Genomic DNA, 18,862 nt, shown 5'->3' with positions numbered 1-18,862 from the left:
AGATGCGGCATCCGCCGGACTTTCGCCGATAGATGTAGCCGACGGGTGGTTCAGAGCACACGAGCCTGAGTCATCGATCTAACGAGACTGGCCAGTTGCGGTTCATCGATTAGGGCCGCTGCGTCGGCCGGCGAGAGCCAGGCGCGTTGCCGCTGGGAACGCTCATTCCAGTCAGGCTGCACATCGACGACCGATAGCAGATAAACCTTGACGGTCACCCGCACGAAGTGGCCGGAAAGGCGCTTCCAATAGGTGTAGACGCCCAGTGGCTCCTTCAACGCCTCGCCAACAACGCCGGCCTCTTCCCATGCTTCGGTGACTGCTGCCTTCCTTCCGCTCATGCCCTTCATCGGCCAGCCTTTCGGTACGATGAAGCGGTTGGTCGTGTTGGAGGTGATCAGCATCACCTCTACGTTACCATGGCCGTCAAGCCGGAACGGAACTGCCGCAACCTGCCTGATCGGTTTGCCCTTCTTCGCCACGCGGACGATCCGCTTTTCTTTGACCATCAAATCCTGGATCTCATTGACGACGCGGCTGACTCTAACATCGACCGTCGTTGCGGGAGGATATATGGACAGCCCTGTTCCAGCCGCCACCGACTCGATTTGCAAATCGGCACAAAAGCTCCCAATCTGGTTGCCGCCGCAGCAGAGCCTTATACTTATTAGTCGGCGAAACAATGGGAGGAAATGCGCACATGAAAAAGACCTATGTCCGTCTGGCGGCAACGGCTGCAATGCTCGTCTCTGCCGCCACCTCGGCTTACGCCGACAGCCTCACCCTCTATTGCGCCGCCGACGAGGCCTGGTGCCAGCAGATCAAGACTACCTTCGAGGAAAAGACCGGCATCACTGTCGACATGACCCGCAAGAGCTCCGGCGAGACATACGCCCAGTTGCGCGCCGAGGCCGGAAACCCGAAGGGCGACGTCTGGTGGGGCGGCACCGGCGATCCTCATCTCCAGGCCGCCGAGGAGGGGCTGACTGAGGAATATACGTCCCCGATGCGCGGCGAACTCCATGACTGGGCGATCAAGCAGGCGGAAGCCGCCAACAACAAGACGATCGGCGTTTACTCCGGTGCGCTCGGCTTCGGCTACAACAAGGATTTGTTGGCTAAGAGCAACCTGCCGGAGCCGAAATGCTGGGCCGATCTGACCAAGCCGGAATACAAGGGCCACATCCAGATGGCCAACCCGAACTCATCGGGCACCGCCTATACGATGCTCGCCACGATGGTTCAGCTGATGGGCGAGGACAAGGGTTTTGAATACCTGAAGGCGCTCCACGCCAACATCAACCAGTACACCAAGTCCGGCTCCGCTCCGATTAAGGCCGCGGGTCTCGGCGAAACGACCATCGGCATCGTCTTCATGCATGACGCGGTGACGCAGACCGCAGCCGGCTTCCCGGTCGTCACGGTGGCGCCTTGCGAAGGCACCGGCTATGAGATCGGCTCGATGTCGCTGATCAAGGGCGCCCGCAACCCGGAAGCAGCAAAGCAGTTCTACGACTGGGCGCTGACCGCCGAGATGCAGTCGAGGGCGAAGGACGTGAAGCAGTTCCAGTTGCCTTCGAATAAGAACGCCACCGCGTCCGAACTGTCGCCCGACCTGTCGACCATCAAGCTCATCGACTACGACTTCAAGAAGTATGGATCGAGCGCCGAGCGCAAGCGCCTGCTGCAGAAGTGGGATACGGAGGTCTCGACCCTGCCGCAGTAATCATGCGCGTCCGCACTGCCACGAGCGCGCTTCACCCGACCGTCGTCCTGTGGACGGCGGTCGGCTTGGTCGGCTATACGCTGCTGCCTTGGTACGGGTTGGACGGCAACTTGTTCACCTTGTCCTGGCTGTTGGACGGCTATCCGCTTGACGATGACGTCGCGCCGGCGCTTTTCCTTGTGCTGCAAGGCGAGAAACTCTGGCTCGCACCCCTCGGCCCGCTGCTTCTCGCACCGCTCCTGCTATGGGGGCGCCGGAAGTCCGATCCTTTCTTTGGGAATTTGCTAATCGTCGTCGGCGCGACCGGCGTCACCTACTTCCTGCTTCAAGGTTTCGGCATTGGTCTGCGTGGTTTCCAGTGGCAATGGCTGACCTCGCTCTTTGGCGAGCTTGACAACCGCCAGTTCGGCATGGGCTGGGGAGCACTGCTGGTAGGCGGCGCGTTCCTGTTCCTGTTCACCCTCGGGCTTGCGGCGCGCGGCGCGGTGGCCGGCGACGAATTCGTGGTTGGCTCGATCGGCTTCGTCGTCGCTGTGGTCACCATCTTCATCTTCATGCCGATCGGCCAGATGCTGGGGAGCGCGCTGCTCACACAAGAGGGCGACTATTCGCTTCCGATCTTTCTCGCGAAACTCTCCAGCGACCGGCTCTGGAGTCTCGGTTGCCTCTTCGGCGGCCCGCGCTGCGGCGTCGCCTGGAATTCGCTCTTTCTCGCCATCCTCGTCGGCGTGATGACCACCGCACTCGGCCTGGTCTTTGCCCTGGTGGTGACGCGTACCGGCTTTCGCTACGGCGCGCTGTTGCGCGCGCTGACCGTGCTGCCGATCATCACACCACCCTTCGTCATCGGCCTCGCCATCATTCTTCTGTTCGGCCTCTCGGGCGCCATCAACCTGGGTTTCGCCGAGCTAATCGGCGTCCAACCGACGCGATGGGTCTATGGCCTGCCTGGCCTGCTGATCGCCCAGGTGCTCGCTTTCACGCCGATCGCTTTTCTGGTGATGATCGGTGTGGTCGAGGGGGTCAGCCCGTCCATGGAGGAGGCCGCCCAGACCCTACGCGCCAATCGCTGGCAGACCTTCATCACCGTCTCTCTGCCTTTGATGCGGCCGGGTCTGGCCAACGCCTTTCTGCTCGGCTTTATCGAGAGCATGGCTGACTTCGGCAATCCGCTGGTGCTCGGCGGCAATTTCGACGTGCTGTCCACCGAGATCTTCTTCGCCATCGTCGGCGCACAATACGACCAGGCGCAGGCGGCGATCCTCGCCCTCGTACTCCTGTTCTTTACGCTCGGGGCTTTCTACGCCCAGCGATTCTGGCTCGGCAAAAAGTCGTACACGACCGTCTCCGGCAAAGGCGACGCCGGCGTTCACCCGCATCTACCGGCAACGTTCCGCAATCTCGTCTTCGCGGCGGCCGCGGTCTGGACGCTTTTTACCTTGCTGATTTATGTGACGATCTTCTACGGCAGCTTCGTCAAGCTGTGGGGCGTCGATTTCTCTCTGACCTTTGAACACTACGTGAAGGCATTCTCCATCGGGTGGAACGAGTTCGGCATCCACTGGCGCGGCTCGGCCTGGAGTTCGTTCTGGACCACCATGGAAATAGCGTTGATCTCCGCGCCGCTGACCGCGGCCGTCGGACTCTTGACCGCCTATTTGCTGGTCCGCCAGAATTTTGCCGGCAAGGACACCTTCGAATTTGCAACGATGCTGTCCTTCGCCATTCCCGGCACTGTGATCGGCGTGTCCTATGTGATCGCGTTCAACGTGCCGCCGATCGAGCTCACCGGCACCGGCATCATCCTGGTGCTCTCCTTCATCTTCCGCAACATGCCGGTCGGGGTCCGTGCGGGTGTCGCATCGATGTCGCAGATCGACCGCAGCCTTGACGAGTCCTCCCTGACTCTCGGGGCTAACTCCTGGCAAACCTTCCGAAAGGTGGTGCTGCCGCTGCTGCGGCCGGCCATCCTCGCGGCGCTGGTTTATTCCTTCGTTCGCGCCATGACCGCCATCAGCGCCATTATCTTTTTAGTCAGCGCCCAGTACGACATGTCGACCAGCTACATCGTCGGCCGCGTCGAGAATAACGAATATGGCATCGCCATCGCTTATTCCGCAGTCCTGATCGGCGTGATGCTGGCGGTTATCGGCCTGATGCAGCTTGCGGTTGGCAGCCGCATGATTGGCAGGCGTGGTCTCGACGGCGATCTGGCGCAGTCGCGCACCAATGTCAGCCAGGCGGTCTCAGCGCGTCCACAGCCGGCGATCTCGGGAGGCGGATGATGGCCGAAATTCGCAGCAATGCCGCCTCAGTCGAATTCAAGAACGTCACCAAGATCTACGGCAAGAGCACGGCGCCTGCCGTCAATGACATCTCGCTGTTCATTGAGGCCGGGAAGCTGGTCACCCTGCTTGGACCGTCGGGCTGCGGCAAGACGACCACCTTGCGCATGATCGCTGGACTGGAAATGGTAACGAGCGGCCAGATCCTAATCGGGGGCGCCGACGTCACCCGTTTGCCGGCTACCGATCGTGATGTGTCCATGGTTTTTCAATCCTACGCGCTTTTCCCGCACATGACCGTGACCCAAAACGTCGAATACGGCCTGGGCTTTTCCGGCTTCGGGAAGAAGGAGACGACCGAGAGGGCCAGAGCAGGGCTCGAGCTGGTCGGACTGTCCAATTTCGGCGACCGCCTGCCGAGCCAGCTTTCTGGCGGACAGCAACAACGTGTCGCGGTGGCGCGGGCGCTGGTTCTGGAGCCGCAGGTGCTGCTCTTCGACGAGCCTTTGTCGAACCTGGATGCCAAGCTGCGCCGGCGCGTGCGCGAGGAAATCCGCGAGATCCAGCAGAAGCTCGGCCTTACGGTCGTCTATGTCACCCACGACCAGGAGGAAGCGCTCGCCGTCTCCGATCGCATCATTGTCATGAACAATGCGGTGATTGCTCAAGACGGCACGCCACGCGAGCTCTACGAGCAGCCCGCAAATGCTTTCGTGGCCGACTTTATCGGCGAAGCCAACATGTTCCAATGCGAGGTGGTGTCGGTCGAGGGCGACGGCGCCACCGTGCATCTGGGATCCGCCGTCCTGAAGCTGCCGGCTCGCGGCCGCAAATCAGGGCCAGCCAAGCTGGCGGTGCGACCGGGCCGCCTGGAGATTGGCGAACCGGATAGACCCGGCACTTTGCCCGGCACGCTTGAAAAAGTGACCTATGTCGGCAGCCACCTCGAATTCGTAGTCGCCACGGAATTCGGCGAAGTCTTCGTGATCTCGCCGGATGTCGATACGGCGTTTCGAGCGGGGCAGCCGGTGAGCATCGGCTTTCCCGAACGCGGACCCGTGCTGATCACAGACTGAACGCCTCTTTGCAAAGCGCGTGGACCTTGTCGAACACGCCCTTACCGCCCGCGATGACCAGTGTTCCTTCTTCCAGGACCGTTTTCGGATCGGGAGGGATGACCAATCCGCCGGCCTCTTCGACCAGAAGCATGCCGGCGAGGCAGTCCCAAGCGTTCATATGCTCCTCGACATAGGCGAGCAGCCTGCCCGACGCGACGTAGGCAAGCATAAGCGCACCAGATGCATTGCGGAAAAAGACGCCGCCCTCCTGAAGCAGGAGATCGATCAGTTTGGCGACGGCACGAGCTTCACGACGATTGGAGAAGCCGGTTCCGACCGAGCCTTGCGTCAGACTGGTCGTCGGGCTTGTCTTGATGGGCCGGTCGTTGAGGAAAGCTCCGCCGCCGCGTCGTCCATAAAAAGTCTCGCCGGTTGACGGTTCATGGATGACGCCCACGACCGTCACACCCTCCTTGACGCAGGCGATGACGACGGTCCAGGCTGGGATGCCGCGCAGGAAGTTGGCAGTGCCGTCGATCGGATCTATCACCCAAGTGTAACCCGATCCGCCCGCGAGTGCGGCGTGTTCCTCTCCGATAACGCCGTCTTCAGGATATTGCGCCGCAAGCTCCTGCCGGATGAACGTCTCGACGTTCCGGTCGGCCTCGGAGACCAGGTCCTGATGACCCTTGCTCTCGATTGTGAGTGTCTCCAGTTGCCGGAAATATTGCAGGCCGAGCTCGCCGCCGCGCCGCGCCAACGCAGTCGCAAACAGCATCCGATCGTTATTGTCACCGGCCATGGCACTCGCTCTGTGTTTGATCCACCTCTTGGTCAAAGCAGATGCGATCGCCTTACGCTTATCAGGATCATGTCATTCACGCAGTTAATTCTGCCATTGTTTCTGCTTCCATTCGTTTCGTTAGCTGTCTGTTTGTAATCATGGCCATTTTTTGCAGGGAAAGGTTGAGATTACCGGTCGGCGATCGGCTGCCACTCGTGGATGATCTTGTAACCCGGCAACTCGAAAGTGAAGAAATGTCCCTGGAACGGTTGATCGTGACTGGGCGAAATCGGCGCATCCAACAGCTTGCAGAGCAGGAGCGTGCCGACTCCGCCGTGCGCGATGAACGCAATGTCGCCATCGTGATGGGTCCCTAGAATGCGAAACACGGCCCGCACTACCCGTTCTTGGGCATCGACCGCACGCTCCCATCCGCGGGCACTCTCATGTGGATTGGCGAAGAAGGAATCAGCAACTCGTTCGAAATCGGCGGGTGGAAGGAAGCCTGTTGCGGAGCGGTCATTCTCGCCAAGCTGCTCATCCACCTGGACGGGCAAACCAAATCCTGCGGCCAGCAGGCCAGCCGCTTCAATTGCCTTGGCCTCAGATCTCGACCAGATGGACGTCAGGCCGGACAGCACCGCACTCCCCGCGAAAGCCCTCATCCGGGTGATACCACGGTCCGAAAGCCGCCAAGCCGGGACTGGCAGGGCGGGATCGACGGAAACTTCTGGGTGAGTGATAAAGAAGGCCGTCGGCATGCCGTTGCGCTCTGATAAAATCCTTCCGACGCCTAACAGAGCTGATCAAGCGCAGGAAGTAACAACACACCAATCCACGTCATTGCACGGGCACTTTTCACAGCCTCAATGGATATCAGAAACAGGAACCTCTGTATCGCGCCGCCATGAGCGGACCTCCGGCCGTCAAAACCGCTACATTGTCTCCAAACTCCTTGCAGTTCATTCCGCGCCCTCCGGTTTGATGTCGATGGTTCCGCTGTCGATGGCACCGCCGATGCGGCCGTCGCGGCATCCCAACCACCGCGATTGCGAGGAAGGCAATAAACGCGATTCACCGCGAAGCCGTGGAACCGATGCCAAGGTGGATCGGCAGGGGATACGTGTCCTGTTCGCCGGGCTCGAGCCGGGCGACCGCACACGCTACCACTCGCATCGCTTTCCGGTCACGGTCTACGTTCTGGAAGGTGCATTCACACTTGAGCTGGACGAAGGCGAGCCCGTCAGCATCGGTCGGCGAGGTTTTCGTAGAGCCGTCCGACGCGCGGAAACCGCCGAAATCTCGAAGTGGCAACCGCGACGATCTTGGTGCTGTTTCATGTCAGCGACCGGAAAACCCGATGCCGATCCGGCCGAATGATGCTGGCGGGGAGTTGGGTACCCCCCGCAACGCCCGGGATGGGGTCGGGCCTTGCCCTTCAATTTGTCGGGAGGAAGGTCCGGGTCGGCCCATAACACGACATATCGAGACTGGCTTGTCGCGGACAGCTTCTGGCAAACCAAGTCGTACCGACGGCCACGCCATACGGCAACATTCCACCTTACCCGACGTCAGACATTTTTTCGAGTGAGCGACCGATCTCGGGCCGCAACCTCGATGGTATCGTCTCGAAAACAGAACAAATACCGTGAATTCGGACTGTCTGGCGAACCTCCCAATCGAGCTCGTCGATTGACCGGTCGTCGCCGATCATCTCACGGAACTGCGCTGCGGCCATTGGCGGCGGCCAACTGATTGAGGGTGGGAAGTCGCCTGTTACCGACGGAAGCGCAGGTTCCGTGGCGTGAGCTCGTTGACCGAGGCACAGCCCATCAGCTTCATGCCGCGCTCAATCTCGATGTGCATCAATTCCAGTGCGCGTTCGACACCGGCCTGCCCGGCCGCCGCCAGCGGGAAGAGGTAGTAGCGGCCCAATCCAACCGCTTTTGCGCCCAGCGAGAGGGCCTTGAGCACGTGGGTGCCGCGCTGCACGCCACCATCCATCATCACATCGATTCTGTCTCCCACCGCATCGACGATCTCGGCAAGCTGGTCGAACGCGGTCCGCGAGCCGTCGAGTTGGCGACCGCCGTGATTGGAGAGGACAATTCCGGTGCAGCCAATCTCGACCGCACGCCTGGCATCCTCGACCGACATGATGCCTTTCAGGCAGAACTGTCCGCCCCAGTGCTGCACCATCTCGGCAACGTCGTCCCACGACATGGCGGGGTCCAACATCTCCGTGAAATAGCGGCTGATCGACATCGCGCCGGCGCCCATGTCGACATGGCCTTCGAGCTGCGGCAGCCGGAACCGCTCATGTGTGTAGTAGTTGATCGCCCACGATGGCTTGATCGCGAACTGGGCGATGCCAGCGAGATTGAGCTTGAAGGGAATAGCGAACCCCGTTCGCTTGTCACGCTCGCGGTTGCCACCGGTTATGCTGTCCACTGTCAGCATCATCACCTCTACCCCCGCCTGTTTGGCGCGGGCCATCATCTCGCGGTTCAACCCACGGTCCTTGTGGAAGTAGAACTGGTAGACTTGCGGCCCATTGCTGATCCGGCGCGCCTCTTCGAGGCTGACGGTACCGAGCGAGGACACGCCGAACATCGTCCCGTATTTCGCCGCCGCTGCCGCCACCGCACGTTCGCCCTGATGGTGGAACAGGCGCTGGAGCGCCGTCGGCGAGCAGTAGACCGGCATCGCCAGCTTCTGGCCCATGACGGTCACCGACATGTCCACACTGGTCACGCTGCGCAGGACGTTCGGCACAAGGTCGCAGTCATCGAAGGCAGCCCTGTTGCGCCGATAGGTGACTTCGTCATCGGCCGCACCGTCAATGTAGTTGAAGATCGGTCGGGGAAGGCGCTGTTTGGCCATGCTGCGGAAATCATGGAAGTTGTGGCAGTTCCTCAGACGCATCTCATCGCTCTGTTGGCCCGGGCTCAACTCTGTTGGCTCGGGCTCACCTGCCCGATAGCACACTGCTGCGCAATGCCTAACAGACGCGGGCTAAACGACAAACGGTGCAACGGGACGGTAGCAGTCGTGGCGCGAAGGTCGCTCGGGCTTCCACAACATCTGCGCGTCGTTTGGCGACCAGTGCCATCCCTTGCACAATATACGCCGCGTATGCGTATTAACATACGGCCCGTATGTCCCGATATGCCGACATACGGGGCGTATATCAATGGCCGTCCCGGATTGTGAAGTGCCGAGGACCTGAAACCCTGGAGCTGAGCGACAATTGGGCGATCTAGCCTGCCTTGTTTAAACAGGAGAAAAAAATGCCCAAACGCGACGCGATCTTCCCTGCCGGTCGGCAGGCGCTCTACGAGATCAACCGCTATTCGGCGGCGATCCGCTCGGGCGACTTTCTGTTCGTCTCTGGCCAGGTCGGCAGCCGCGTGGACGGATCGCCCGAGCCCGTTTTCGAAAAGCAGGTCCAGCTTGCCTTCGACAATCTCGCGGCAGTGCTGAAGGCCGCTGGCTGCACGTTCGACGACGTCGTTGACGTGACCACTTTCCACACCGACCCTGCCACGCAGTGGGAGGCTGTTAACACCGTCCGACTGAAGGCGATCGGTGAACAGCCTTACCCGAACTGGACCGCGGTAGGCGTGAACTGGCTGGCTGGCTTTGATTTCGAGATCAAGGTCATTGCGCGCCTTCCTCAGTCCACCTGATCGATGGCATTGCCTTTGTATTCGATGGCGTGAAGTCGATGCTGACAAAGCTGCGCTGATCAACTCGACCACACCTCACGGAGACGGCGAACAGGCAGCTGTCCGTCGTCTCCGTGTGATTCATCCGCCATCGACCACGCGTGGTTTGCAGGTGAGGGCCGTTGCAGCAATGAGGCTGTCAGCAGCATTAGGCTCGCGTTCCATCTCGGCCGTTGGCGGCAGCCAGCTGATTGCGTTTGCCCCTAGACCGGCCTCGCCGGTTTCCGCAGGCGAATTGTCGATCCGCAGGCTGCATCCGCCAAATGCTGTTTCAGGTTGCCATTCGAGGCGTTGAAGCTTCACCCCAGGTTTCAATCAGCATCCGCATGAACCTCTCGGCGGGCGGCGAGAGCGATGCCCCGCGTCGACGCACGACCCCGATCGTGCGCGAGATTTCGGGATCGCGGATGGGCCTTGTGACCAGGAACGGATGGTCGCCCTGCGGGGTCGCCATGCGCGGCAGGACCGATATCCCGAGACCGGCTTCGACCAGACCGAGTGACGTCGAGAGATGCGTCACTTCATAGGACCAGCGCAGCGCGAGGTTCGACTTCGTCAGCGCGGCATCCAAGAGGATCCGGTTCGCGCTCGACCGATGGACGGTGATGAGATGGTAGGGGACGAGATCCTGCCAGGTCAGGACATCCCTTGATGCCAGCGGATGCTCCTTTCGTGCGGCGAGAACGAACGGGTCCTCGATCAGACGTTCGAAGGTCAGGTCGGGATCGGACGAACCCATGATGTTGACCCCGAATTCGACCTCCCCGCGCGCGACCGCCTGAAGCCCGTCGGTCGCCGGAAGATCGAGAATCCGGAAGCGGATGTTGGGGTACTGCGCATCGAACTGCCGGATCACTGAGGGCAGGAAGTAATAAGCCGCCGTCGGCAAGCAGGCGATGGTGACAAGACCACCTCGCCGCTCCCCCAGCTCGCGGAAGGCGAATAGCGAACCGTCAAACTCCTCCAGCATCCGGCGCACCAGCGGGACCAGCTCCCCGCCGACGGCGGTGGGCGCCACATGGCGCGTCGTCCGCTCCAAGAGGGGGGCGCCGATGGAGCCTTCGAGTTTCTGAATGCGACGACTCAGCGCCGGCTGAGAGAGGTTGAGCGACTCCGCTGCCCGATGGAAGCTCGCAAGCTCCACGACAAGGAGAAAGGCGCGCAGGTCCAGAATTTCACAGTTGATGTTCATAACGCATCAAAATCTCCGATTTTAGCATTTCTCATATTAATCGGATTCGCGTAACAAACAAGACGATTGAGCCACCGAGCGCATGAAAGGGAGGATGTCGCACGATGAACGATCTGATCCGCATTCCGTGCGCTCTGATGCGCGGCGGCACCTCCAAGGGGCCCTTCTTCCTCGCCTCCGATCTGCCGTCCGATCCGGCCTTTCGCGACCAGATCCTTCTTTCGGTCATGGGATCAGGGCATCCGCTGCAGATCGACGGCATTGGCGGCGGCAATCCGGTCACAAGCAAGGTGGCCATCGTCGGGCCCGCAAGCATCAAGGGCGCGGACGTCGACTACCTTTTCGCGCAGGTGCGCGTTGACCAGCAGATCGTCGACATCTCACCCAACTGCGGCAACATGCTTGCGGCCGTCGGCCCCTTCGCCATCGAAGCGGGGCTTGTGCCGGTGCAGGGTCCTACGACGCTCATCCGGATTCACAACGTCAACACCGGAAAGCTGATCGAGGCAGAAGTCCCGACGCCCAACGGTAGCGTCTCCTATCTCGGCGACGCGGCGATCGACGGCGTTCCAGGCAGCGCGGCGCCGATTGCGCTTACCTTCATGGATGCAGCAGGCGCCCGCACGGGCCAGCTATTTCCCACAGGCAAACCGAACGAGGTCATCGACGGCGTCAGCGTCACTTGCATCGACTGCGCCATGCCAATGATACTCCTCGAGGCTGAGGCCCTCGGCGTCAGCGGATTCGAGACCGCCGCCGAACTCAACGGAAACAAGGCGCTGTTGGAACGGCTGGAGAGCCTGCGCATCGCCGCCGGTGAGCGAATGGGTATGGGTGATGTCAGCAACCAGGTGATACCGAAGCCGGTGCTGATTTCCCGGCCAAGGGCAGACGGCGACATCAATGTGCGCTATTTCATGCCGCACCAGTGCCATCCTTCGCTTGCCACGACAGGTGCTGTTGGGATTGCGACGGCCTGCATCACCGAAAATACGGTGGCATCCCGCTTGATCGGCACTCGCAAACCACCGGTGGTCCTGTCGATCGAGCATCCGAGCGGCCATCTCGATGTCAAGCTTCAGGACAGGAACGGCAAGATCGTCGCGGGCATCCTGCGCACCGCCCGCCGCCTATTCGAAGGACATGTTTTCGCAAAACCTGTCACGCAGTTCGTCTGCGCGGCATAATGACCGTGGCCGCCGGGAGGGCGCCACATAACTTGGAGGAAAATCATGCGTAAGCTCATGCTCGCCCTTGCGGCAACCGTTGCCTTTGCGGGCTCCGCCCTGGCGGAACCCGTGCGCATCAGCGTCGGTTCCTACAACCTCAACAACCTGCCTTTCCCGGTCGCAGCCGGCCTCGGCCTTTACGAGAAGGAGGGTCTGGAGGTTACCGTAGAGAACTTCGCGTCGGGCGGCTCGAAGACCCTTCAGGCGCTCGTGGCTGGCTCGACGGATATCGCCGTTGGCTTTTACGATCACACGATCCAGATGCAGTCGCAGAACAAGGCGGTCGTCGCATTCATCCAGCTCGCCCGCAATTCCGGCCTCGTTCTGGCCGGCGGCAAGGATAGCACCTTCGACCCGTCTAAGCCGGAAACGATCAAAGGCGCGAAAGTCGGCATCACATCGCCTGGTTCCTCGTCCGACTTCTTTGTCCGCTACTATCTGCAGCGGAACGGCCTGTCGGCCGACGACGTGTCGCTGATCGGCGTCGGCTCCGGATCTGCTGCTGTCGCAGCCCTCGAACAGGGCAAGGTCGACCTGCTCGTCAACTACGACCCGGCGGCCACTTTCATCGAAGCAAAGGGCGTGGGCAAGATCCTGATAGACGCACGTAGCGACGAAGGTGCCAAGGAAATCTACGGTGGCATCTATCCGACATCGGTTCTCTACGCCACCCAGGACTATATCGACGCCAATCCGGAAACGATCCAGAAGGTCACCAACGCAACGGTAAAGGCGCTCGAATGGATGGACAGCCATTCGGCCGAAGAAATCGTCGAAAAACTGCCAAAGGAATTCATCTCCGGCGACCGCGAGACCTACATCAGGGCCGTCGAAAACGCCAAGGCGATCTTCTCGACGGATGGCCTCATCAGCGAGGAGAACGTCAAAACCCCACTCGCGGTTCTGAAAAGCTTCAACGAAAAGGTCGCGGCGGCTGAAATCGACCTTTCCAAGACCTACACGAACGACTTCGTTGGCAAGGCGCCGCGCAACGTCGCCAACTGACAAGGAGGAAGTCATGGCACTGGCCGTAGTGAAGTCGGCAACAACGATGATGAGCCCGGACAAGCCAAGGCCGATGGTGTCGATCGATTCGGTCACCATGTCCTTTGGCACCTTCATCGCCGTCCAGAATGTCAACCTGACTGTTGCGGATGGCGAGTTTCTGGCCATCGTCGGTCCGACGGGGTGCGGCAAGAGTACCATTCTCAACGCCATCGCCGGACTTCTGAAGCCGGCGAGCGGGACTGTCTCGATCGACGGAGCGCCGGTGCATGGCGTCCAGAACAACATCGGCTACCTTTTCCAGCAGGATGCGCTCCTTCCGTGGAAGACGGCGCTCGAAAATGTCGAGCTCGGGCCGATGTTCAAGGGAACAGGCGCGAACGAAAGGCGCGAACAGTCCATGAAATGGCTCGCCAAGGTGGGCTTGAAGGGCTTTGAGCAACGCTACCCGCACCAGCTTTCGGGCGGCCAGCGCAAGCGTGTTCAGATGGCGCAGGCGCTGATTACCGGCCCGAAGGTGATCCTGATGGACGAGCCCTTCTCGGCGCTCGACATCCACACCCGCCACCTGATGCAGAACGAGCTGCTCGCGCTCTGGCAGGAGGAGCGCCGCGCGGTGGTGATGATCACGCACGATCTCGAGGAAGCCATCGCGCTCGGCGACCGCGTGGTCGTCCTCGCTGCGGGGCCTTGCAGCCACGTGATCGACAGCTTCCCCGTCGATCTCGCCCGGCCGCGCGACGTCTCGGAAATCAAACTCGATCCGCGCTTCATGGATCTTTACCGCAATATCTGGTCGTCCCTGCGCGGCGAAGTGGAGAAAAGCTATGAACGCCATGACTGAACGTATGATCCAGCTGGGACTGCTGGTCGTCATTGTCGGCGGGTGGCAGCTCGGCGTGGAAGCCGGAGTGATCGATGTCTTCTTCTTCCCTGCCCCCTTCGACATCATGAAGCAGATCGTGGCCTGGATCATCGACCCAGGCTTCTACAGGCACGTGTCGATCACGCTCACCGAGACGGTGCTCGGATACGTGATTGGTACCGCCCTCGGCGTGGCGGCCGGCGTCTGGCTAGGGCTTAGCCGTGGCGCCTATCGCATCCTCGACCCGTTCATAAAGGCGCTGAACGCCATCCCCCGCGTGGTGCTCGCTCCTATCTTTGTGCTCTGGCTCGGCCTCGGGCTGTGGTCGAAGGTGGCGCTATCGGTGACGCTGGTGTTCTTCATCACCTTCTTCAACGCCATGCAGGGCGTGCGGGAAGTCAACCCGGTGGTGCTGGCGAACGCGCGGATCCTCGGCGCCAAGCGCTCAAGCCTGCTGACCCACGTCTACTTCCCGGCCGCGGCCAGCTGGATCCTATCGTCGCTGCGCACCTCGGTCGGCTTCGCGGTAGTCGGCGCGATCATCGGCGAATACCTTGGCGCCTCCGCCGGCCTTGGCTATCTGATTGCCCAGGCGGAAGGCAACTTCGATGCGGTCGGCGTCTTCGCCGGCATTATGATCCTCGCGATGTTCGTGCTGATCATCGACCGCATCCTCGACATCGCCGAGGCCCGTCTGATCAAGTGGAGCCCGCATTCGACCGAGAGCCGGGCCACCTGACGGGTGCCGAAGGCCGGTCGGCAATGATGCCGGCCGGCGACCAAGTGACGACGGAACTGAGGCTAGCCGGGCGCTTGTTGCCGCGAGCGTCTGAGCCTAACCTGGTCGCTCCATCGACCTCGGCAGATTCGTAAATTGAGTGCCCATCAGGTCAAACGACCGAACCACGCCTCGGTCATTGAGGAGAACGGCTATGCACCTCAACGGCATGCTTTATGGGTCGAGGCTGCTCGGCCACGTCGACTTCCCCGCGTCCGAGGTGCTCGGGCCCGACGCTGGCGAAGACGCGATCCAGGACCTGATCGCCCGCCACGGCCTGATCTTCGTCAAGCCGGTCTTCCGCGGCGGCGTCGGCAAGAAGGGCAAGGCGGGACTAATCGGCAAGGCGCGGGACCTCAAGACCGCGCTCGCCGAAAAGGAGCGGCTCTACTTCGCCGAGCACCGCCACGGCAACGCCTTCGCCAAGGCGAACGGCGTGACCTTCGAGGCCGGCATTCCCGCCGAGCACGAGGTCTATTTCGCCATCACCGACGACACGCATTTCCGCGCGCCGACCATGACGCTGACCCACCGCGGCGGCGTGGAAATCGAGGATCTCGATAAATCCGATATCGCCACTGTGCCCTTCGAGGCGCTCACGGGACTCAAGGCCTTCGTGGTGGCGAACGCGCTGACGGACATTGGCGCGCCGCGGGAGATCATCTCGCCGCTGGTGCAGCACCTGCCGAAGCTCTGGGAGCTGATGCACCACTACGGCATGACGACGCTTGAGTTGAACCCGATCCGCATGCGTCCCGGGCGCGACGGGCGGTTGACGCCGGTGGCCTGCGACTTCAAGTGCGGGTTCGACCGCGACGATCCGCGCGTGGGTCGGCTCGGGCTGCCAGACCAGCTGTTCGCGGCAGACATCTCTGCCTTCGAGCAGGAGGTGAACCAACTCCGCACCCATCAGGGCCAGTCGGACGTCTTCGTGATCAACGAGAGCGGCACCATCCTTGCCCCGACCTTCGGCGGCGGCGCCAACAGCCTCGTCACCGAGGTGCTGGGCGAGGCGGCGATCATCTCGTCGGACTTCGGCGGCAACCCGCCCTACGAGAAGATGAAGGCGGTGGCCTCGATCTGCTACCGGCACTTCCTCCCCCAGACCAACGTGCTCTTCATCATCGGCGGCAAGTCGAACAACACCGACATCCTCGAGACCTTCCGCGGCATGGGCGACGCGCTGCGCGAATATTTCGCCGCGCACGGGCCGACGCCGCTCTACGTCGTCGTAGGACGCGGCGGTCCGAACCTGGTGCGCGGTATGGGCAACCTCACCGAGACGCTGGAGTCCCTCGGCCTGCCCTACCGCTTCTTCGGCTTCGACAGCGCGATCTCCGAGGTCGTGAACTACGCCAAGCGCGTCGACACGTGGATGCGCGCCGGCGGCCGCGACGAGATCGCCGCTACCCTGGGGCTCAAGGCCGCGGCGGCCTGAGGGAGGACGGACATGTATCACAAGGGCATCGAAGGCTTTCCCTATTTCCTCGGCCTCCGGTCACTGGCCGATATCGCGACCCGCGACGACCGGGTCTGCGTACTCAACGTCCTCGGCGGCGAGTCGCGCACGGTCACGCCGACCAGCCACGCCTTCTCCGGCGGCAACGTGGTCTTCGGCACCTCGCCCGGCCGCGGCGGGCAGGTGCTGAAGACGCCCGTGGGCGACATCCCGGTCTACAACAACGTGCGCGAGGGGCTCGACGCCGGCCACGCCTTCGATACCGGCGTCGTCTACCTGCCGCCGTCGGGCGTGCGCGACGGCGTGGCCGAGCTCGTGCGGGTGAACCCGGGCTTGCGCAAGATCGTCATCATCACCGAGAAGATCTCCGTGCACGACGCCCGCGAGATTCGGGCGATGGCTCAGGCGAACGGCATCGACATCATCGGCGGCAACTGCCTTGGCGTCGCCGATTCGTGGAACCGCGTGCGCATCGGCGGCGCGCTCGGCGGCGACAAGCCAGAGGAGTCGCTGCTCAAAGGTTCGGTCGCGATCTTCTCGAACTCCGGCGGCTTCACCACGACGATCGCCCAGTATCTCGCCACTGCGGGCTGGGGCACGACGACGCTCGTCTCCTCCGGCAAGGACGTTTACATCCACTACGCCGCGCCCGACTTCGCCCACGCCTTCGGCAACGACGACCGTTCCAAGGCGGCGGTGCTCTATGCCGAACCCGGCGGCTACTACGAGCAGGGCATCGACTGGACGAAGCCCGTCGTCGCCTGCGTCGTCGGTCGCTGGAAGTCGAAGCTGACCCGTGCCGTCGGGCATGCCGGCGCTATGGCCGGCTCGGGCGACAGCGCCGAGGACAAGGAGCGCTGGTTCATGGGGGCCTTCGGCGTGCCAGGCCTCTTCACGCCCGAGAACCCGGTCGTGTCCGCGAAGGGCGCCGTCGTCACCAACATCGCCGACATCCCCGCCGCCCTCACCGCGGTGATGGCGCTCAACGGCGCCGCGCCCGACTTCGCGCCGCGTGGGGACCTCGCGCTAAAGCCCTGGGTCGCCAACGACCAGGGCCTGCGGCTGCCGCCCGAACTCGCCATGCCGGCCGTCACCGCGCCCGAGCCCTACGCCGGCCAGATCGCCGCGCTCGGCGCCCAGGTCGGGGCGGTGGTCGCGCGGCAGAACATGAAGGACAAGTCCGGCGCGTCGGTCATGGACCCGAAAACCCAGGTGACGAGCGTGCACGGCCATTCAGTGCTCGATCTCGCGCTTGAGCCGCTGGAGGCGACCTTCGCCCTGCCGCTCGTGCACGAGATCGCCACCGAGAACGACCGGGCGATGCTCGACGTCGCGGTCGCAGCCGAGGTCAACCTCGTCGGCGACCCGATCCTCGTCGCCGCCGACGCGGCGCGGGAGGCCGGCAATGCTCCGAATGCGGTGATGGCAACCGCCGCCGCCATCGTCGGGCCGAAGCGCGTGGAGCGGGCGCTCGGCTGCACCCGGGCACTGATCGGGCTCTTCGCCCATTCGGGCCTCAGGGACGGGCGCGACGAGGAATTCGACGCCTCGGGGATTGTCTGTGACGATGCCACTCGGGCGCTGTTCCTGGCCACCGAGGCCGAGGCCGCCGACCCGCGTCCAGAGGCGATGCTCGCGGCGATCGCAGCCCGCGGCGGCAGGTCGGCGTTCCTGAAGTTCCTTGGAGGCCTGGGCGGCCGGTTGTCGCGGGACGCAATTCTCGCGGCCATCGCCACGACGATCGCCTGGGGGCCGCTGATGCGCAAGCGCATCTCGCGCCTTACCGCCGAGACACTGCCCTGGTACCTGAGGCTCTATGGCGTCATGGTCGGCGCGACAATCCCCGGCGAGCACCACCGGTCGGGCTCGCTATGGGGCATCCCACGCGACGAGCGCTTTGGGCAATGGACGATGGCCGACCTCTGCTTCCTCGCCATGACTGGAAAGAAGCCCACCCCCGAGGAGGCGCTGCCGCTGCAGATGCTCGTCGGGCTCCTGATTTCGAACGGCCCTGGGTCGATCTCGGCTCAGGGTGCCAAGGGCGCGGTCTCGGCGGACGGGCCACAGACGCCCGCGCGCGTGCAGATCAACAAGGCGATGGTCGGCTTCCTTACCCATACCGGCTACAGCCACGGCGGCAACGGCTTCGAGGGCATGGCCTTCCTGCTCGAGCAATTCAAGGACGCCGGGCTGACCGACCCCTCCGATCCAGCCCACGGCCTCGACCTGAAGGCGATGGCGACGGCGTTCGCGCGCACGTACCGCCGCGAGAAGGCCCAGGCCAAGGAGCTCGGCACTGAGGTCCGCGCGCTCCCCGGCGTCCATCACCCGGTCTTCAAAGGTAAGCCCGTCAACCACGATCCGCGCGAGCGCTTCATCGCGGAATTCATGGCGCGGCAAGGAAAGTACAACGTCTTCCACGCCTTCTACCGCGAGCTCGTCCAGGCACTCCACGATCAGGGGGCCTCGCCTTACGTTTTCTGCGTAAACGTTGACGCGGTAATTGCGGCGCTGCTGCTGGCGCTGCTGTGGAAGGACTTCAAGTCCGGCACCCTGACCGAGCGCGACCTGGAGACCGCTGCCTTCACCGTCTTCCTATACGGTCGCATGATCGGCGCGGCCGCCGAGATCGACGACCACCTGAACCGCGGCCGCAACATGGACACCCGCACCCCCCCGCCCGCCTGCGGCTTCGTGGTCTGATGGCGACCCCACCCGCCACCAGCCCGCGGTCCGCACCATCGCGATGCCGC

General features: G+C 62.6%; 16 protein-coding genes. 11 read left to right on the top strand and 5 right to left on the bottom strand.

Annotated features, from left to right (window positions below):
- Positions 1–50: 50 nt before the first annotated feature.
- Positions 51–509, bottom strand: coding sequence for an NUDIX hydrolase (locus CIT26_RS04355; RefSeq protein WP_095491640.1), 459 nt, complete (start codon positions 507–509; stop codon positions 51–53).
- Positions 510–700: 191 nt separating this feature from the next.
- Between CIT26_RS04355 and CIT26_RS04350 the strand changes: the two genes are divergently transcribed.
- The 3 genes from CIT26_RS04350 to CIT26_RS04340 are packed head-to-tail and all read left to right on the top strand — an operon-like array spanning position 701 to position 5,087.
- A complete protein-coding gene (locus CIT26_RS04350) occupies positions 701–1,726 on the top strand; it encodes an ABC transporter substrate-binding protein (protein ID WP_095491426.1) in 1,026 nt (341 codons plus the stop codon).
- 2 nt (positions 1,727–1,728) lie between these two features.
- Complete coding sequence (locus CIT26_RS04345; RefSeq protein WP_095491425.1) at positions 1,729–4,011, top strand: ABC transporter permease; 2,283 nt, start codon at positions 1,729–1,731, stop codon at positions 4,009–4,011.
- A complete protein-coding gene (locus CIT26_RS04340) occupies positions 4,011–5,087 on the top strand; it encodes an ABC transporter ATP-binding protein (RefSeq protein WP_095491424.1) in 1,077 nt (358 codons plus the stop codon). Before CIT26_RS04345 ends, CIT26_RS04340 begins: the two co-directional genes overlap by 1 nt.
- Here CIT26_RS04340 and CIT26_RS04335 read toward each other — a convergent pair.
- A complete protein-coding gene (locus tag CIT26_RS04335; protein ID WP_095491423.1) occupies positions 5,077–5,871 on the bottom strand; it encodes an inositol monophosphatase family protein in 795 nt (264 codons plus the stop codon). The genes CIT26_RS04340 and CIT26_RS04335 overlap by 11 nt on opposite strands.
- Positions 5,872–6,041: 170 nt before the next feature.
- Positions 6,042–6,614 carry a histidine phosphatase family protein gene (locus CIT26_RS04330; RefSeq protein ID WP_095491422.1) on the bottom strand — a complete coding sequence of 191 codons (573 nt, stop codon included), beginning with the start codon at positions 6,612–6,614 and terminating at the stop codon, positions 6,042–6,044.
- Here CIT26_RS04330 and CIT26_RS35630 point away from each other — a divergent pair.
- Positions 6,592–7,233 (top strand): cupin domain-containing protein, encoded by a 642-nt coding sequence (locus CIT26_RS35630; protein WP_143747784.1) that lies wholly within the window; start codon positions 6,592–6,594, stop codon positions 7,231–7,233. The two genes, CIT26_RS04330 and CIT26_RS35630, sit on opposite strands and share 23 nt — an antisense overlap.
- 396 nt (positions 7,234–7,629) lie before the next feature.
- On the opposite strand, the gene CIT26_RS04320 is transcribed toward CIT26_RS35630, so the two are convergent.
- Positions 7,630–8,778, bottom strand: coding sequence for an alpha-hydroxy acid oxidase (locus CIT26_RS04320; RefSeq protein ID WP_095491420.1), 1,149 nt, complete (start codon positions 8,776–8,778; stop codon positions 7,630–7,632).
- Between the two features lie 365 nt (positions 8,779–9,143).
- On the opposite strand from CIT26_RS04320, the gene CIT26_RS04315 reads away from it, so the two are divergent.
- Complete coding sequence (locus CIT26_RS04315; protein WP_095491419.1) at positions 9,144–9,542, top strand: RidA family protein; 399 nt, start codon at positions 9,144–9,146, stop codon at positions 9,540–9,542.
- Between the two features lie 310 nt (positions 9,543–9,852).
- On the opposite strand, the gene CIT26_RS04310 is transcribed toward CIT26_RS04315, so the two are convergent.
- Positions 9,853–10,773, bottom strand: a complete 921-nt coding sequence (locus CIT26_RS04310; protein ID WP_095491418.1) for a LysR family transcriptional regulator — start codon at positions 10,771–10,773, stop codon at positions 9,853–9,855.
- Between the two features lie 104 nt (positions 10,774–10,877).
- Between CIT26_RS04310 and CIT26_RS04305 the strand changes: the two genes are divergently transcribed.
- From CIT26_RS04305 to CIT26_RS04280, 6 genes are all read left to right on the top strand, one after another.
- Complete coding sequence (locus CIT26_RS04305) at positions 10,878–11,960, top strand: 4-oxalomesaconate tautomerase (protein ID WP_095491417.1); 1,083 nt, start codon at positions 10,878–10,880, stop codon at positions 11,958–11,960.
- Between the two features lie 45 nt (positions 11,961–12,005).
- Complete coding sequence (locus tag CIT26_RS04300; protein ID WP_095491416.1) at positions 12,006–13,007, top strand: ABC transporter substrate-binding protein; 1,002 nt, start codon at positions 12,006–12,008, stop codon at positions 13,005–13,007.
- Positions 13,008–13,020: 13 nt separating this feature from the next.
- Positions 13,021–13,851: an ABC transporter ATP-binding protein gene (locus CIT26_RS04295; protein ID WP_095491415.1), complete on the top strand. Its 831-nt coding sequence runs from the start codon at positions 13,021–13,023 to the stop codon at positions 13,849–13,851.
- Positions 13,835–14,611 (top strand): ABC transporter permease, encoded by a 777-nt coding sequence (locus CIT26_RS04290; RefSeq protein WP_095491414.1) that lies wholly within the window; start codon positions 13,835–13,837, stop codon positions 14,609–14,611. The genes CIT26_RS04295 and CIT26_RS04290 overlap by 17 nt, the downstream gene beginning before the upstream one ends.
- A gap of 193 nt (positions 14,612–14,804) precedes the next feature.
- Positions 14,805–16,088 (top strand): ATP citrate lyase citrate-binding domain-containing protein, encoded by a 1,284-nt coding sequence (locus tag CIT26_RS04285; RefSeq protein WP_095491413.1) that lies wholly within the window; start codon positions 14,805–14,807, stop codon positions 16,086–16,088.
- Between the two features lie 12 nt (positions 16,089–16,100).
- On the top strand, positions 16,101–18,812 hold the full coding sequence (locus CIT26_RS04280) for a CoA-binding protein (protein WP_095491412.1): 2,712 nt from the start codon (positions 16,101–16,103) through the stop codon (positions 18,810–18,812).
- Positions 18,813–18,862 lie beyond the last annotated feature (50 nt).

It is taken from the genome of Mesorhizobium temperatum (assembly GCF_002284575.1).
Classification (GTDB): domain Bacteria; phylum Pseudomonadota; class Alphaproteobacteria; order Rhizobiales; family Rhizobiaceae; genus Mesorhizobium; species Mesorhizobium temperatum.
The sequence above is the reverse complement of the archived record's forward strand: the minus strand, read 5'-3'. Positions and strand labels throughout refer to the sequence as shown.

Bases quoted from the DNA above. Each gene is read 5' to 3' on its own strand.
- CIT26_RS04285 (WP_095491413.1), top strand. From the start codon at position 14,805: ATGCACCTCAACGGCATGCTTTATGGGTCGAGGCTGCTCGGCCACGTC.
- CIT26_RS04340 (WP_095491424.1), top strand. From the start codon at position 4,011: ATGGCCGAAATTCGCAGCAATGCCGCCTCAGTCGAATTCAAGAACGTC.
- CIT26_RS04315 (WP_095491419.1), top strand. From the start codon at position 9,144: ATGCCCAAACGCGACGCGATCTTCCCTGCCGGTCGGCAGGCGCTCTAC.
- CIT26_RS04310 (WP_095491418.1), bottom strand. From the start codon at position 10,773: ATGAACATCAACTGTGAAATTCTGGACCTGCGCGCCTTTCTCCTTGTC.
- CIT26_RS04290 (WP_095491414.1), top strand. From the start codon at position 13,835: ATGAACGCCATGACTGAACGTATGATCCAGCTGGGACTGCTGGTCGTC.
- CIT26_RS04300 (WP_095491416.1), top strand. From the start codon at position 12,006: ATGCGTAAGCTCATGCTCGCCCTTGCGGCAACCGTTGCCTTTGCGGGC.
- CIT26_RS04350 (WP_095491426.1), top strand. From the start codon at position 701: ATGAAAAAGACCTATGTCCGTCTGGCGGCAACGGCTGCAATGCTCGTC.
- CIT26_RS04330 (WP_095491422.1), bottom strand. From the start codon at position 6,614: ATGCCGACGGCCTTCTTTATCACTCACCCAGAAGTTTCCGTCGATCCC.
- CIT26_RS04305 (WP_095491417.1), top strand. From the start codon at position 10,878: ATGAACGATCTGATCCGCATTCCGTGCGCTCTGATGCGCGGCGGCACC.
- CIT26_RS04355 (WP_095491640.1), bottom strand. From the start codon at position 509: ATGGTCAAAGAAAAGCGGATCGTCCGCGTGGCGAAGAAGGGCAAACCG.
- CIT26_RS04335 (WP_095491423.1), bottom strand. From the start codon at position 5,871: ATGGCCGGTGACAATAACGATCGGATGCTGTTTGCGACTGCGTTGGCG.
- CIT26_RS04320 (WP_095491420.1), bottom strand. From the start codon at position 8,778: ATGCGTCTGAGGAACTGCCACAACTTCCATGATTTCCGCAGCATGGCC.
- CIT26_RS04345 (WP_095491425.1), top strand. From the start codon at position 1,729: ATGCGCGTCCGCACTGCCACGAGCGCGCTTCACCCGACCGTCGTCCTG.
- CIT26_RS04295 (WP_095491415.1), top strand. From the start codon at position 13,021: ATGGCACTGGCCGTAGTGAAGTCGGCAACAACGATGATGAGCCCGGAC.
- CIT26_RS04280 (WP_095491412.1), top strand. From the start codon at position 16,101: ATGTATCACAAGGGCATCGAAGGCTTTCCCTATTTCCTCGGCCTCCGG.